Genomic DNA, 13,975 nt, shown 5'->3' on the forward strand with positions numbered 1-13,975 from the left:
GACCTGTATGTTAAAATGTATCTATATGCCGACAAAACAAACAGTAATTGAGTCAGTTGCTAAAGTTCTCATTATTGATAATGAGAATCGAGTGCTAACCTTAGTTCTCGGAGAGCATTTAAAATATCCAGAGAAATCTTACCGACCTGATCTTCCAGGTGGAATTGTCGACCCGGGAGAGTCTGAGCTGTCAGCTGTTATCCGTGAGGTCAAAGAAGAATGCGGTTTTGCATTAGACCCTGAAAAGGTTCAGCCTGCTTATAGCGAGACAGCTTATTACGAAAAAGAGAACAAGTCAGTAACTAAGCTGCTTTATATTGCCTATGTAGATGAACGGCGTGTAGTTAAACTTAGCTGGGAACATAGTGACTACAGATGGGTAACGTTAGAAGATCTTCAAGCAATTAATTTGCAACCATTCTTTAATAATTCTATAAAATACTCAATTCAACACAAATTGATTAGGATTCGGTAATTCTACGGACTTCTTTCCACAGGTTATCGTAGTATGCTTGTGTATAGTGGACGGAGTGAAGACCCCATGGATGATTCGGGGAGGCGATAAATAAACTATCACCATGCGATATGCGCTGTGCATCAAGCTCATCAACAGCCATAACGTCTAGCAAGTCCCAAAATGTATTTTTCCGTTGTAGACTATCGGTGTTGGCGAACTCATGCACGGTTTTAGTTTCATCGATGTGAGCGGTCGAAAACCGGGCTGAATTAATAATCAGTTCTGTTTTTGGTAAATCACTTTTTAATCTATCACTGAGTGTTCTTAACGACTTTACTGCAAGTTGGTTGTACTCATTATCACCAAATCGCATTCTATCAGGTGCTTTAATGTCTTGATCCTCAAAGTGATCATCGGCATTACTTAGTATCTGAAACGCCATATGATTGCGTGTTACGTACCTTCCCATTTTCCGAGTGACGCCCATATGAACATCAGCAAAGAAATCGAACAGTATGAAATCAGGGCGGGAATCGATCACTCTTTGAAGATTGTTGCCAGAGTATTCTTCATTTAAGGTTTGAATGAAGACTCTCTTTATCTTGTCAGTCTCAGAAATAAGAGGAGCGGGTGTTTCGTCAATAAGACTAGGTAGCGCAGTTTGGTACACCGTTTCGCCAATCTCTACGTAGTCTTTATAACCGTCCGTAAATCGACTGTTAAATACGTCCCTAGAAACACATGAACCGACAATATCTATTCTTGGTTTGTTACGCATTAGAGCTCCAGTCCCCAGGTGCCTCTAGTTCTTCGGCAATTCTTGCAAGTTCTATAATCTTGCTCTCTGAATTTATAGGATTATAAACTAATTCATGACTCATAGAGGATAATACTTTCCAGCCTACCATTGAGCGAATTAAGTCTTTGTTCACTAGACCTTCTGCTACAGAAAGGGTTGTAGCTTCGACTGCAGGTGCTACATCACCCCTCATCCTACGCACACACCAAGATGCCAAGTCATACTCCCTTGGTCCTATCGCGATTGAATCAAGGTCTATAAAAAGTAGTTGATTGTTAGCTGATACGACATTTCCACTATGCATATCACCGTGAACTAAACCGCCACTTTGTATCGCTGCGGTACTAAAACAGTGATCTGTACGGTATTTGTCTAATATCTTTTGTATATACGTTACTGCATTTTTGTTTGGTTGATCATCAAGAGACTTAAGCCTGGATTGTACATAATCTGCAACATTCATATGCCGGATACGATTATTGCGAAAAAGGCCAGCAGTCTGATAAGGAAAGCTGTTTAGTTTACGCGCAGCTTCTGCAAGCTCATCCCCCGAAACTTCACTCCAGTCTGGAATCGGCATTTTAGGATAGCGAGAAATGATATTTTCGCCAAACTCTATCGGCCTCTCATCTATTGGAGATAAAACTGCACCGTCGCGACCTATTACATTCGACATTTTGTGTGAGTATATTAAGTCACCAGGATCTTTTCTAGCTTCGATTTGCGCGACGGTTGATATTCGGGCAACGATACTTTCTGAATCGGATGCAACTACAAGATTATTATGTGTTGAAATTATCCTACTATCCAAAGGTATTACGCCTTCGGAGCTAAGAAATTTTAGCCGTTCGCTATTATTCATCGATCGGTTCGCCAAATATATTTATTAACTTTTGTCTGTTGCTGTCGGTATAGATTAAGTCGGCCACGCCTCGATTCCAGTGAGGTGCGAGAGCTTGTTTCAAATCCATGACTGTATCATCTGTGAGAGATGCGCTCTCTGTGATCTCTATCGCATCAGCGTTAAACAGCCGTATCATAAAATGATCTTTTGTTCTCTTATCTTGAGCCATCTCAGTTACCAGCTGAGCTGCCTTTTTGACGACACTCAACCGCTTGTTATGATCCCACTCCTCCTGCGTAATGGAGGTGCCATCTTCGCGACCGCGCAACATATAGAACGGGTAATCAGATAAAACAGATAGCCGTTTCGCTTTTAGCATAGCTTCGATAAAGAACATGACATCATCACCACGTCTAATACTTGGATCAAACCTAATGTCATTATCGATGATGAATTTACGGTCAACCATTTTCCATATACCCAAAGTTTTGTATAAACCAGAGTCAATCAGATCAACATTCACCGCAGTAGTATTTAGCATTGAACGAGGAACATTTCTGTCTATGCCCTCCAGCTGAAAAGCAAAGATGTCGCTAGGGTTCTCACTTGAAAAGCCATCCAGTCTTTCTAATGCTTCTGTACCTATGTAGTCATCAGAGTCGAGAAAGAGTACGTATTTACCTATGGCACGCTGCACGGCTAAATTGCGCAACTCGCCCGGGCGCGCAGTATGTTCATGCCAGATAGGCCTTAAACCGGGTATTCGATCACTATAGCTTTCTACGATCTCACGAGATTTATCAGTTGATCCATCGTCGACAAACATGACTTCTATTTCTTCTTGGGGTAGCGTCTGATTAGTTATAGAATCAAGATAGTCACCGAGCCATTTGTCGCCATTATAATTGGGAGTGATTACGCTTATCATATCTCTGAAACCTCCAGTTGCTTACGGATTTGCGTCGAGCTTATGTCAATTTTTATATTTTCTCTCGATGTTAGTAATAGCCTATTTTCGCTTGTTACTTCTTTAAACCAATCTTCGGCGATTACATTCCGCAAGACGCCTTCAGATCCGGGTCTTAAGACACATATTGCTCGATTATGTTCCAAATGGGATTGCATACTATTGATTTGATCTGTACCAACGACTAATACTAAGTTGCATGCTTTAATGCCAAGTCTATAGCTAACGGTGTCAATAACCTCTTCACTAATTGATAGTTCGGGAGGGGTGACTCCAGTAATATCATCCACATACGATTTTGATGAAGTGCCACTCTCTCGTGTGATGAATTCATCAACGCGTCGACTAAAGTTCCAGACACCTTGGGTATCATGCAACTTTTTTAATACATGGGAGTCGCTATTTGGTGCAAATATATTTCCCGCAATGTTATCGTCCTGAATCATCAGCCTCTTTTCGGCAGAACGCATGGCGTCAAGATGTCCTTCGTGAACCGGAGCATACGAGCCCACAATAATTAGCCCACTCGCATTTGAGTCTTGGTATTTGCTTGCGGTGGATAATCTTTCAATTTTCTGGTTCACATCAGATGACTCAATAAATATTTAATCAAATATAGCACATTTTTGTAGATATGTCAAACATCGGGACTGTCTGCTAACATTATGTTAGGCTATGTCTCATTTGTCTCATTTTGGGTACTAGACCCACAAGCTCAGCCAAGATGATTATACTTAAAATGACGAGAGATCGTCATTTTTTGTTTGATATCATGGGCCACTTGAGGCAAGTCTAGTTAATACAAGATCAACCAAATACTTGAAGGATTTCAAATATCATAAATATGGTTGCAAGTGGTAATGCTATCCAATAAAACATCCAAAATGAGAAATGTTTTTTAACATGTTTTACCTGTTTAGACTTTTCGTGCATTGATGAAATTATATCTATTCAAACTTAATATTAACTTATAGAAGCCTATGATTGAATTGTCCTTCATGTATTTCCACTGATCTATTACCTAAGAGTGCAGCCTATGCACTCTTGTAGGCATGGGGTTTGTGGCCTATGCTTGGATAATGAATGATACGAAGTTAATTACAGTTATTGTACCTGATAAAAAAGGTAAAGACGCAATGGAAAAAATACAAGGCATCAACGCTATTCTAGTTGAATCGGGAAAACCTGTAGTTTCGGATGCGTTGAATGCTGAAGTATTGGTAGTCGGCCCTGCTGAGCAGCAGAGTGAAGTTGAGGATGCACTACGCCAAATTAAGCAACTACCACACCTCAAGTTGTTACAAACGCTCGGGCAAGGTATTGAGCAGTGGGACGGTCTCTTGCCGAATGATCTTATAATTTCTACTGCCCGTGGTGCACACGGTGGCTCAACGGCCGAACTGGTACTGGCATCGTTACTGGCAATCATGCGGGAATTGCCGCACTATATTAAAAACCAACAATCACGTATTTGGGAAGGTCGTAGAGCACGCACTCTTCAAAATGCCAATGTGCTTGTGTATGGTTCCGGCGACCTCGGCCTTAATATTAAAAGTCGCATGTTGCCATTCGGCGCAAAAGTAACAATGGTTGGTGCGCATAATCACGAAGATGTTATCGACACTGCAAAAGCTCGTACCCTACTACCTACTACTGATGTAGTAATCCTAGCACTACCATTAACGAGGGATACGCGGCATACTGTTGATACTGATTTTCTCGCACTTTTACGCGACGGCACCATTGTTATTAATGCTGGTCGTGGTGGTTTAGTTGATCAAGCTGCACTTCTAAAAGAATTACAAGATGGTCGGCTTCAAGCTGCACTAGATGTTACGACTCCAGAACCTTTGGAGTTTGATAGTCCACTGTGGGATGCGCCAGGGCTATTAATCACACCACATGTTGGGGGCAATACAGTCGGTGCCGATGATAGGGCCTGGGAGATGGCAGTGAGCCAAATACAAGCGTACGTACGCGGTGATTTATCTTATAGTTAATCTTTGAAACTGAAAACATATTTTAACAGTAAAAATACTTATGGTTTTAAGCAAATCATTGTTATATAGTTAGTACTATGAAAAAAACATGGTTTCACACTCGTAAAGATTTTAAAGGCAAAGTAGCATTACAGGAACTAAAACGGGCTCACATTATCATCGCTTTACTCTCAATATCACTCGCATTCATTATACTTGTCATGAGTGTGTACCCAATTCAATTTGATGTACTTCTCGCAAGTATCGTGTCGGCACTCCTCATAATAACGACCGCTGTTTCTCTTTCGATTGCCTTTACTATCAAAACATAAACAAATATAACAAACTCATTTTTTGTACTTAATATAAAAAAAGTATAAACTAACATATAGTACACGTTATTTTTATATGGAGAAACATAATGATTATTGATAAAAATAACCAAAAAATAGTGCTATGGTCAATGATTCTCGCTGTCTCAATGACAACAATAGATCAGACTATTGTAGCTCTTTCGGCAGATACTATACAAACAGGGCTTGGCGTTTCACATTCTGTTATTGTCTGGAGTATTAACGCCTATATCCTAGCAACCGCAGCTTTTTTCCTTCTTGGTGGTAAGCTAGCTGACGTTTTTGGCCATAAACGAATGGTTGTTATAGGAATCGCATTATTTGCGCTGTTTTCACTATTATGTGGTCTTACGCCAAGCGGCGATATCGCTGGTCCGTGGCTCATTACTGCTCGAGCACTTCAGGGTGTAAGTACGGCACTTATGTTCCCTGCGGCTTTAGGCATCGTCCGTGCAGGATTTCCACTTGAGTCACGCGGAAAAGCATCGGCGACGTTCTTTAGTATAACTGGTGCGATGACGGCAATTGGACCCATTGTTGGTGGCTATTTAACGGACTGGACGTGGCGTTCAATCTTTTGGATTAATGTTCCGATTGCAATTGTTGCACTTGCTCTTATCGCTAAAAGAAAAATAGAAGATAAAAGTGAGCGTCATCCTATAGATTGGCAAGGTGGCGCACTCATTGCTGCCAGTATGGGCCTTAGTATTGCGGGCTTACAACAAGCTGGAACTTGGGGCTGGGACAGTGTCCTTACATGGCTTTTTATAGCTGCAGGACTGGCGTTCCTCGTCGCATTTATTCAATTTGAGAGGAAAGCTCAATATCCCCTCGTCAAGCTGCACGCATTTAAAAATCGCGGGTTTAGTTTATCGGTTCTAGCAACATTCTTTTCATCAATGGCATTTATTCCAATATTTTTCTTCATAAGTGTTTATGCGCAAATTTCTCTCGGTTTAGATGTTAGTACATCAGGTCTACTGCTCCTGGAATTTTTCATAGGATTTACCGTAGCATCTATTTACGGAGGTAAAATATTCGATAAAAAAGGAGCTCGTATCCCTTTGATTATGGGTGGCCTGTTAGGAGGTATTGGGTTTGCCTGGTGGGCATCAAAGCTTTCTATACTAACTGATGGTGGATCTTTTCTTAGTTCACCACAATTCTTTCCTACAGTTCTTGCTGGTGCTGGTATCGGCTTTATGTTTAGCGCCGCAAGCACAGATATCGCAAACAGGAGTAGTGAAAAAGCGTTTGGAGAATCAACCGCCATTTCTCAAACTGCGAAAAATTTTGGTGGTGCTCTTGGACTTGCTTTACTTGCAACGCTACTTGCAACACAACTTAATACCAACCTCGTAAACTCTTTTACTGCACTCGGTGCAAGCGCAAGTGATGCGCAATCTGTCGCTAAAGACATTAATAGCCAAGCCCAGGGAGATAAACAAAACAGTAGCAGTGAATCAAGCCTGCCTAAGGATGTGCAGGATAAATTTAATAATGCCGTTAGAGATGGCTACGCAGAATCTACAAAAACAGTATTTTATAGTATGTCTGGTGCTATGTTCATTATTCTCATTCTTGGTCTTATGTATCCTAAGCATGAAGAGATTAATATTCGCAAAGTATAATATATCTAATTGTAAAATAATAGAGTCACAAACTTGTGACTCTATTATTTTACAGAAAGAACTAAGCTCGCTTAATGAATGCGTAAGTCGCAGCGTATGTTATCGCAGATAGTATAGTTGCAATAGCTACGGTAGTATTAACAGATCCACCAGTTTTTGGTAGTTCGGCGGGTAGCTCCGGCATAACTGGTGTTATGATCGGAGTAATCGGAGTAGGATTGGATACTGGAACAATAGGAGTAGTTGGAGTAACCGGAGTAACTGGTGGAGCCGTAGGTATACATTCACTAACTGATTTTGTAATGAGGTAGCCACTTATAAACTGAGCTCCGTGACCTTTTACGTTAACATTTTTAACCTCTGGTGCATAATAGACGTCAACTTGTTTGTTCTTACATGCTTCAGGTAATGTAATACTGAGATTTACTGATGGAATGCTGTCTTTTTTTAATACAATAGATGTACTGTTGAAAACAGTTTGTGGGGTTGCTGATGGATCAGCAAAACCCTTACCATTATAACTATCAGGTGCTGTGTAAGACGAAAAGAATAATGTTGTATCTGCACAAAGTGGCTTGCTGCCAACAGTCGTTACCGAAACACTATTATTACTCTTCCAAGTTACTTTTAAATTACTGGACAGAGTACCGTCTATACATGCTACATTACTTGTAGCACCTACCGAAGGAGCCGATAGAGTTACTGCGCTTACGATTAGACCTGTGACAAAAAGACTTTTAGCATAAATATTCATACTGTATACATAACCTCTCAAGTTACTTTAACAATTTTATATTATACTACACTAATGTATAATTGTCAATACTATATTGTGGAGACTATCCCTTCATAGCAAGTAGACCTCTGATATCTTGCTCATGTAAAGAATGATGGTTTGCTATTGCGGCGAAATCACCACATTGCTATAATGAAAGAGTACTTGTTGGCAGGATAGCATTGTAGAAATGATGTGAGAGCCGATAGGTGCAGCAATTCAATGACACTTTATTAAGCGTCGAAACGGAAATCAGACATACCATGCGAGGAGCATATATATCTGTGGACCTTTCGGCGCTTTTTTCTTTAACAATTTGGTGATCACATATTATCGGATTGTAGTTTAACTTGGCAAAACAGTCGCATTGGCATGTGTCAAATCCTGGTTCGAGTCCAGTCAATCCGGCCAATCCACAAAGAATGTGGACGTTCATTCTAAAAGCAAAACCGGGACAGTAAAGTCCCGGGCGCTGGCATGTGTCTACACTTATTGTAGCACATTACTAAGCGCGCCAATAACCTAAGGAGGTAATTTTTGTGTGTCAAAAATTAATTCTAAAACGTACATAATATACAGAGGTAGCCAATGCCTTGACAACACGTATTCTTTTGTTATAATAAGATTAGATATGAGATACACCGTCCAGCAGTTCCGCGAAGACTTTCCGAGCAACGACGTGTGCTTAGATACGATCTTTCAAAACCGTTATGGTGACGTAGCTGATTGCCCTAGCTGTGGTGTTATCGACGCTAGTTTCCATCGTGTTAAGGGGCGTAAGTGTTACGCCTGTGCGCATTGTGGCTATCAGCTACACCCACTTGCAGAGACCATCTTCCATAAGTCATCTACTTCACTAACCATTTGGTTTGAAGCTATCTACATGTTCAGTGTCTCGAAGAACGGCGTTGCTGCTAAAGAGCTAGAGCGGTACTTTGGGGTTACCTACAAGACCGCACACCGCATGGCACGTCAAATCCGCTCGCTCATGAGTGAAGATGGGTCTATCGGCGGCTTTGGTACACCGGTCGAGATCGACGAGACTTACATCGGTGGTAAGCACGCCCACAAACTTCGATACAGCAAAAAGAGCGCAGTGTTCGGTGCTGTTGAGCGCGGCGGCGAAGTTCGCGCTAAGCATGTTAAGAGTACAGGTGCACGAGTATTGATACCTGAAGTACTTGGCACGGTTGCGCTTGGCACGACAATCCATAGCGATGAGTGGGCAGCGTACAACTCACTACCTAAACATGGCTACTCGCACACGACTGTTAATCACAGCACGCTAGAGTACGTGCGCGGCGATGCTTACACGAATACTATCGAGGGTTTTTGGGGACAGATGAAGCGTTCTTTGGACGGGACTTATCACTCTGTTTCACCGAAGTATCTCCAGCTTTACGTGGACGAGTTTGTTTTTCGCTATAACCTTCGGGGTGCAGTTGTTTATCCTGCTCTTTTGGAACGGGTGTGGATGCGCGTTTGATGAGTTGATGAAATAATTTCTTGCTCATTTACCACTCATAAATTTTCGCTGTTTAGTCTTCGACAGCAGAGAGAATTTAATCTTTTCTCTGTTAACTTGTTCGACATAGTCAATGCGCTGCTTCGAGGGTGCACGAAACGACATCACAGTAAGACCATCTTTATTCGTTACTGAAAAGTCACCAAATCCTATAACATCCATCCCGATTAGTACCTGACAATTTGGCAGTGTGCCAAGAGTGACTTCGAGGCCATTGAACTCTAAGTCTGTCCCCGGAAAAAGTAGGTCAACAATGTAACTGGGTGTAGTGTGTGATCCTTGTGGAGTATGTACCTCTTTAACCCCAGTTTGAGGTAATTTTAGCCTATCAACCACAACCTGAGTGATTACAGTGTTAGTTGCGCCAGTGTCCCATATTCCATCGAATTGAACCTGATCAACAGTCTGGATCGCACTTCGTACACTAACATCTGAATGTAATTCTCTAGCCCTACCATTATGAGTAGCTGTTAGCGCGCCACCCGTAGGTGGTAACAACTTGCTCACAGTGAAACGCGAGAATGGAAAGTCTGTGTATAGCTTTGATTTCCTGAATCCACGAATTGGATAAGGAAAGTTCCGATCTCATATTTAGCGGTTGACTCGGTAAGTGCCTCGATTTGAGTATTATATGCTCCAACTACGGCTTCGTCCTTGATCACAATCCATCTATTTTCGTATTCAACTAAAAGCTCACTTTGATGAGCTTTATAGTATTTGAATTCCTGATCAAGGTCATTCATACAATTATATTATATCACTTTTATCATTATTTGTGTAGTTTGCTTGCTTCTAATCGTGATTATACAAATGTTTAAGCATAATAGCAATAAGCCACTGGTAGATTACTTGATAGTAACTGGTGTGAATCTTCTATTGATATGTAGGATAGAGTACTGGCACGGGATGGGAGCCCAAAAATGCGCTGTACGTGAACCACATGATCGTCACGGCAACGGTAGCGAATACACTACAGGCTATAAGGTGCTCTCCAAGCTTTCGATCAAGTTTAGAATCCTTCGTAAGATACGAGGCTCCGACGATCAGGCCAACGAGAGGTATGAGTAGGGCGATTATTGTCAATGTTCCGTAAGACTCATGGTCTGACGCCTTGATCTTAATCTCTTTGTCTGTAGTATCTTCCTTCGTTGCCATAACACTTCTCCTGCGTTTAGATATTAAAAAAGGACAACCTATCTCTAGGTTGTCTACGCCAACAACAGATTTACATCCATTGCTTTCGAGAAAGGTTGCCCATTCTCGGATATAAATCGTACTGTTGCAAGCGTAGACACCTGTATTATAACAATTAGTGTGCTGGAATGACAGAGTGGCTACGGGAGACGGCAGGAGTACTTGTTATTAGGGGATAGTCTCCTATATTGTAATTTGATCTGTTATGAGTCAAGGCTCCTTTACGAGAATGTAACTTGCTGTTGACCGTTACGTTCAGGAGATTTCCAGTTACTTGATGTTTTAACTTTCCTTAAAACTTGAGGATAGTTGATAAGGCATCGTACAATTGCAACGATTTGTACAATATTCATAATGTACATAATGAAGTACATTATTGGAGCGTAAAAACTCATACGAAGTTTTTTTCTAAAGTCCATATGTTCGTCGGGGAGAATATTCCATAAAAGATATATAGTGATCGTGATGTATGCACCAATAACAAATGATAGGCTTGAAAGTTGGATACATAGAATGATGACATAAATAAGCGCGAGGGGTTCAAGGAGTAAGAGAAACTCACCTATAAATGCCATAGGTATACGGTACCAAGTAAGCATTTTTGTATAGTTGCCGCTGCGATCACCAAATAAATGACGATACTTAAGTATACTTTGAAGGTTACCCATTTTCCAGCGGTATCGTTGACGAAGGAGCGCCTTGAATGTCAGAACTCCTTCTGTTAATGCAAGAACATTTACACCGTAGACAATACGGTTGGCCTTGTTACCTTGCGCAACGATTTTTAGGCTAAGTGCAATATCTTCTGTCATGATATCATCGTCGTAAAAACCTACTTTTTTAAGAACACTCATACGGTAAGTTGAGGCAACTCCACCAACAATAAACTCACTATTCGTGACGGTAAAGAATTTCTTCGATCGGTAACCAACCATGTATTCAAATTTCTGCAATAGACCTAAGACTGTATTGCTATCAAGCACACGTACGTTTGCAGCGACGCCGACAACCGTCTCATCCTTAAAATACTCTACTGCGTTTTTGATGCTATCTTTATGAATAAGCGAGTCCGCATCAAGTGTCATGACAAATTCACCATGGACACCATGACGGAGTGCGTGGTTCATGGCAGCAGCTTTACCACCATTTTTTCGCTTAAACATAAGTTTTATGTTAGCTTTAGGGTGTTTCTTGATGTATGCACGTACAAGCTGTTTAGTGTTGTCTGTTGATGCATCATCGATGACGACGATTTCAAGTTTTCGGTATGAACTACCTCTTACTGAATCAAGACTACGCACAATCGACATCTGTTCGTTATGTGCTGGGATTAAAACACTGACAAGAGGTTTTTTACCAATCTTTAATTTATTGAAAAGAGACTTGTTTCGGAAACTAAGAATATCGTAATAGTTAGCGCCTACGAGATAAAGTGCGAAGTGGATAGTATTAATGACACTGATGATAATAAATATCCAGAATAAGATTATGAGTAACATATTAATTTACGCTTTCTAGGTTAAAAACAAACAATTTGCGGTACTGGTCCCAAAGACCAGAACAAGTCTGTAGAGTTAAGATTGGCTTACCTTTGTATGAGAACTGATCAACATCAGTAGGACTTACCTCTTTTGTACTGACAAGCACGTAAGTATACTGTTTTCCATCGGCTGTTGATACAATTGCTTTATCGCCAGTTTTTACATCTTGTAGCTTCGCGAATACTTCGGAGGTATTGTGTCCGTATATATATGTATTACCCGATACAGTATTTGGCTCATTACTTATAACGGCAAACTGAGCCTCTGTTTTGCTGAGTGTCCAAGATCCATCTTTTTCATTATAGTAACCAGGCTGAATATTAACAGATAATCCGGTGTTAGGTACGCTAATATGAACTGGCTCCTGTGCACTCGTTTCGTCAGTGGACTTTTTTGTGGACACTGTACTTGTCGATACTGCAGCAACCGTGCTACTCATCATGGGATCTAAGTAACTGATTATACTTCCAGAGCCTAAAAGAATGCCAGCTAGGATAAAAAGTGTTCCGATAGTGATGTTGAATTTGAGGTTCATTTCATTAAAAAAGAGGAGTCAGGTATATCCGTATCCTCTTTTATTCCCTTGATCTATAGTTGATTTCTAGGCTTTGTAATATCGTTTAGCGATAATACGTGCAATTGTTGTTAGGATGATTAACACACCAACAGTAATGCTTAAAATTGATACTGCAAGTAGAAGTGGATCACCACCCGTGTTAGGTAGTAAAGCGATTCCTCCGCCTACTGGTACTACAGCGGTTAAACCGCCAGCGCCGTTTCCGTACATATTGTTTCTCCTTATTATGTTATCCGCACACAATACAGCTATTGATATATGTCCCACCACAACCATTACTATCTATATTAAACTCATTATAGCGCATAAATGACATTTTGTAAAGTATATTATATTACGCTTATGCATATAGTTAACTTTGTGAACTGTTATTGAATTTATTTCGTTTTCTTAACTGTTTTAGCTTTTTTAGTATTTGGCTTTTTTGATGCTTTTGTTGCTGCTACTGCGGCGGCTGCTGACGCTGCAAGCGCTGCTTTGTTGCGCTGAGAAAGTATATACCACGTGCCTACTGCAAGTGCGATGAGCGCTGCAATGACGACAGGAATCAAGTTGAAGTTTTTGGTAGCTTGGACGGGCGCTGCTGCTATTTTATTATCTGTCTTTGCTGCTGTTTGTGTCTCGTTCATACTCATTGTGCCATCTTGTGCCGTTGCCTGACCGGTTGTCGATGTTGAGCCTGTTACTGGTGTCGCATTAGACTTTGTACTTGTGCTTGTTGAGGACGTCGGTGTAGAAGATGTACTTTTGCTAGGAGTGGTAGCTGTTGTTGTACCACCATTTGTTGGAGCGACAGGAGCTGTTGGATTAGAAGGTGGTGTCGTAGGAGTGTTAGACACTGTAATTGTGGATGCGATAGAGCCTGATGCGCAACTACTGCCACATGCATTACTTACACTAATATCATCAATTTCAGATGACTCAGCAACCACTAGTCTAGCAACGCCAGACCTTAAAGCGGTAAATGTGACCGTTGCAATATTTTGAGTGCCAGATACTGTGCCACTCGATGTTGCACGTGCAATTTTTAATGAACCATTTCCACAACTGCTTGGGTAAGATTGACCAAAACCACTCGCGGAGACATTTATACTTGAAGAATTGCATGACAACATAGATGCATCATAAGTAAAATCCGCTTCTACGCCTGCTACGCCGACCGAGCTCGTTTCATTAATTGATATCTTAACTTCGTTTCCAACATTAGCGCTTGCTGAAGAAACGGAAATGTTGGCTCCACCGCTTCCAACGGCAGCAAATGCGTTAGTTGGTATTAAAATGATTGCCAATACAGCGGTTGTCTGTATTATTTTGTAGAATAGTTTTTTCATAA

Annotated in this window: 18 protein-coding genes and 1 tRNA gene; 6 read left to right on the forward strand and 13 right to left on the reverse strand. The window is 41.0% G+C overall.

Annotated elements, in window-relative coordinates; all coding sequences use genetic code 11:
- The first annotated feature begins 25 nt into the window (after positions 1–25).
- Positions 26–475, forward strand: a complete 450-nt coding sequence (locus tag ABIS22_04670; GenBank protein MEO7741177.1) for an NUDIX domain-containing protein — start codon at positions 26–28, stop codon at positions 473–475.
- Here the strand turns inward: ABIS22_04670 and ABIS22_04675 are convergent.
- From ABIS22_04675 to ABIS22_04695, 5 genes are all read right to left on the reverse strand, one after another.
- Positions 462–1,235 (reverse strand): DUF6270 domain-containing protein, encoded by a 774-nt coding sequence (locus ABIS22_04675; protein ID MEO7741178.1) that lies wholly within the window; start codon positions 1,233–1,235, stop codon positions 462–464. The genes ABIS22_04670 and ABIS22_04675 overlap by 14 nt on opposite strands.
- A complete protein-coding gene (locus ABIS22_04680) occupies positions 1,228–2,118 on the reverse strand; it encodes an aminoglycoside phosphotransferase family protein (GenBank protein ID MEO7741179.1) in 891 nt (296 codons plus the stop codon). Before ABIS22_04680 ends, ABIS22_04675 begins: the two co-directional genes overlap by 8 nt.
- Positions 2,111–3,028, reverse strand: coding sequence for a glycosyltransferase family A protein (locus ABIS22_04685; GenBank protein ID MEO7741180.1), 918 nt, complete (start codon positions 3,026–3,028; stop codon positions 2,111–2,113). The genes ABIS22_04680 and ABIS22_04685 overlap by 8 nt, the downstream gene beginning before the upstream one ends.
- Positions 3,025–3,651 carry a hypothetical protein gene (locus ABIS22_04690; GenBank protein ID MEO7741181.1) on the reverse strand — a complete coding sequence of 209 codons (627 nt, stop codon included), beginning with the start codon at positions 3,649–3,651 and terminating at the stop codon, positions 3,025–3,027. Before ABIS22_04690 ends, ABIS22_04685 begins: the two co-directional genes overlap by 4 nt.
- Before the next feature lie 223 nt (positions 3,652–3,874).
- A complete protein-coding gene (locus tag ABIS22_04695; protein ID MEO7741182.1) occupies positions 3,875–4,000 on the reverse strand; it encodes a hypothetical protein in 126 nt (41 codons plus the stop codon).
- Between the two features lie 146 nt (positions 4,001–4,146).
- Between ABIS22_04695 and ABIS22_04700 the strand changes: the two genes are divergently transcribed.
- The 3 genes from ABIS22_04700 (at position 4,147) to ABIS22_04710 (ending at position 7,030) form a co-directional block, all read left to right on the forward strand.
- The gene (locus ABIS22_04700; GenBank protein MEO7741183.1) at positions 4,147–5,067 is read left to right on the forward strand and encodes an NAD(P)-dependent oxidoreductase; all 921 of its coding nucleotides are present in this window, start codon (positions 4,147–4,149) and stop codon (positions 5,065–5,067) included.
- Between the two features lie 77 nt (positions 5,068–5,144).
- Complete coding sequence (locus tag ABIS22_04705) at positions 5,145–5,378, forward strand: hypothetical protein (protein ID MEO7741184.1); 234 nt, start codon at positions 5,145–5,147, stop codon at positions 5,376–5,378.
- Positions 5,379–5,467: 89 nt separating this feature from the next.
- Positions 5,468–7,030 carry an MFS transporter gene (locus ABIS22_04710; protein MEO7741185.1) on the forward strand — a complete coding sequence of 521 codons (1,563 nt, stop codon included), beginning with the start codon at positions 5,468–5,470 and terminating at the stop codon, positions 7,028–7,030.
- A gap of 61 nt (positions 7,031–7,091) precedes the next feature.
- On the opposite strand, the gene ABIS22_04715 is transcribed toward ABIS22_04710, so the two are convergent.
- Complete coding sequence (locus ABIS22_04715; GenBank protein MEO7741186.1) at positions 7,092–7,784, reverse strand: hypothetical protein; 693 nt, start codon at positions 7,782–7,784, stop codon at positions 7,092–7,094.
- A 355-nt stretch (positions 7,785–8,139) separates the two neighbouring features.
- Here ABIS22_04715 and ABIS22_04720 point away from each other — a divergent pair.
- Positions 8,140–8,216 (forward strand) — tRNA-Pro (locus ABIS22_04720).
- Between the two features lie 220 nt (positions 8,217–8,436).
- Positions 8,437–9,291 (forward strand): IS1595 family transposase, encoded by an 855-nt coding sequence (locus tag ABIS22_04725; protein ID MEO7741187.1) that lies wholly within the window; start codon positions 8,437–8,439, stop codon positions 9,289–9,291.
- A 24-nt stretch (positions 9,292–9,315) separates the two neighbouring features.
- Here the strand turns inward: ABIS22_04725 and ABIS22_04730 are convergent, their stop codons facing one another.
- The 7 genes from ABIS22_04730 to ABIS22_04760 all read right to left on the reverse strand — a co-directional run bounded on the left by ABIS22_04730 (position 9,316) and on the right by ABIS22_04760 (position 13,973).
- Positions 9,316–9,837, reverse strand: a complete 522-nt coding sequence (locus tag ABIS22_04730; GenBank protein MEO7741188.1) for a retroviral-like aspartic protease family protein — start codon at positions 9,835–9,837, stop codon at positions 9,316–9,318.
- Positions 9,834–10,073 (reverse strand): DUF5678 domain-containing protein, encoded by a 240-nt coding sequence (locus tag ABIS22_04735; GenBank protein MEO7741189.1) that lies wholly within the window; start codon positions 10,071–10,073, stop codon positions 9,834–9,836. The genes ABIS22_04730 and ABIS22_04735 overlap by 4 nt, the downstream gene beginning before the upstream one ends.
- A gap of 130 nt (positions 10,074–10,203) precedes the next feature.
- Positions 10,204–10,485, reverse strand: coding sequence for a hypothetical protein (locus ABIS22_04740; protein ID MEO7741190.1), 282 nt, complete (start codon positions 10,483–10,485; stop codon positions 10,204–10,206).
- A 260-nt stretch (positions 10,486–10,745) separates the two neighbouring features.
- On the reverse strand, positions 10,746–12,023 hold the full coding sequence (locus ABIS22_04745; GenBank protein ID MEO7741191.1) for a glycosyltransferase: 1,278 nt from the start codon (positions 12,021–12,023) through the stop codon (positions 10,746–10,748).
- Position 12,024: 1 nt separating this feature from the next.
- On the reverse strand, positions 12,025–12,600 hold the full coding sequence (locus ABIS22_04750; protein MEO7741192.1) for a sortase: 576 nt from the start codon (positions 12,598–12,600) through the stop codon (positions 12,025–12,027).
- Between the two features lie 66 nt (positions 12,601–12,666).
- Entirely contained in the window at positions 12,667–12,852 is a 186-nt protein-coding gene (locus ABIS22_04755) for a hypothetical protein (protein MEO7741193.1), read from the reverse strand.
- A 167-nt stretch (positions 12,853–13,019) separates the two neighbouring features.
- Positions 13,020–13,973, reverse strand: a complete 954-nt coding sequence (locus ABIS22_04760) for a cohesin domain-containing protein (GenBank protein ID MEO7741194.1) — start codon at positions 13,971–13,973, stop codon at positions 13,020–13,022.
- Positions 13,974–13,975 lie beyond the last annotated feature (2 nt).

The sequence above is a fragment of the Candidatus Saccharimonadales bacterium genome, from assembly GCA_039928925.1.
GTDB lineage: Bacteria > Patescibacteriota > Saccharimonadia > Saccharimonadales > Saccharimonadaceae > UBA6022.

Excerpts from the sequence above, each read along its gene's own strand:
- ABIS22_04670 (MEO7741177.1), top strand. The coding sequence starts at position 26 with ATGCCGACAAAACAAACAGTAATTGAGTCAGTTGCTAAAGTTCTCATT.
- ABIS22_04675 (MEO7741178.1), bottom strand. The coding sequence starts at position 1,235 with ATGCGTAACAAACCAAGAATAGATATTGTCGGTTCATGTGTTTCTAGG.
- ABIS22_04680 (MEO7741179.1), bottom strand. The coding sequence starts at position 2,118 with ATGAATAATAGCGAACGGCTAAAATTTCTTAGCTCCGAAGGCGTAATA.
- ABIS22_04685 (MEO7741180.1), bottom strand. The coding sequence starts at position 3,028 with ATGATAAGCGTAATCACTCCCAATTATAATGGCGACAAATGGCTCGGT.
- ABIS22_04695 (MEO7741182.1), bottom strand. The coding sequence starts at position 4,000 with ATGCACGAAAAGTCTAAACAGGTAAAACATGTTAAAAAACATTTCTCA.
- ABIS22_04700 (MEO7741183.1), top strand. The coding sequence starts at position 4,147 with ATGAATGATACGAAGTTAATTACAGTTATTGTACCTGATAAAAAAGGT.
- ABIS22_04705 (MEO7741184.1), top strand. The coding sequence starts at position 5,145 with ATGAAAAAAACATGGTTTCACACTCGTAAAGATTTTAAAGGCAAAGTA.
- ABIS22_04710 (MEO7741185.1), top strand. The coding sequence starts at position 5,468 with ATGATTATTGATAAAAATAACCAAAAAATAGTGCTATGGTCAATGATT.
- ABIS22_04715 (MEO7741186.1), bottom strand. The coding sequence starts at position 7,784 with ATGAATATTTATGCTAAAAGTCTTTTTGTCACAGGTCTAATCGTAAGC.
- ABIS22_04725 (MEO7741187.1), top strand. The coding sequence starts at position 8,437 with ATGAGATACACCGTCCAGCAGTTCCGCGAAGACTTTCCGAGCAACGAC.
- ABIS22_04735 (MEO7741189.1), bottom strand. The coding sequence starts at position 10,073 with ATGAATGACCTTGATCAGGAATTCAAATACTATAAAGCTCATCAAAGT.
- ABIS22_04740 (MEO7741190.1), bottom strand. The coding sequence starts at position 10,485 with ATGGCAACGAAGGAAGATACTACAGACAAAGAGATTAAGATCAAGGCG.
- ABIS22_04745 (MEO7741191.1), bottom strand. The coding sequence starts at position 12,023 with ATGTTACTCATAATCTTATTCTGGATATTTATTATCATCAGTGTCATT.
- ABIS22_04750 (MEO7741192.1), bottom strand. The coding sequence starts at position 12,600 with ATGAACCTCAAATTCAACATCACTATCGGAACACTTTTTATCCTAGCT.
- ABIS22_04755 (MEO7741193.1), bottom strand. The coding sequence starts at position 12,852 with ATGTACGGAAACGGCGCTGGCGGTTTAACCGCTGTAGTACCAGTAGGC.
- ABIS22_04760 (MEO7741194.1), bottom strand. The coding sequence starts at position 13,973 with ATGAAAAAACTATTCTACAAAATAATACAGACAACCGCTGTATTGGCA.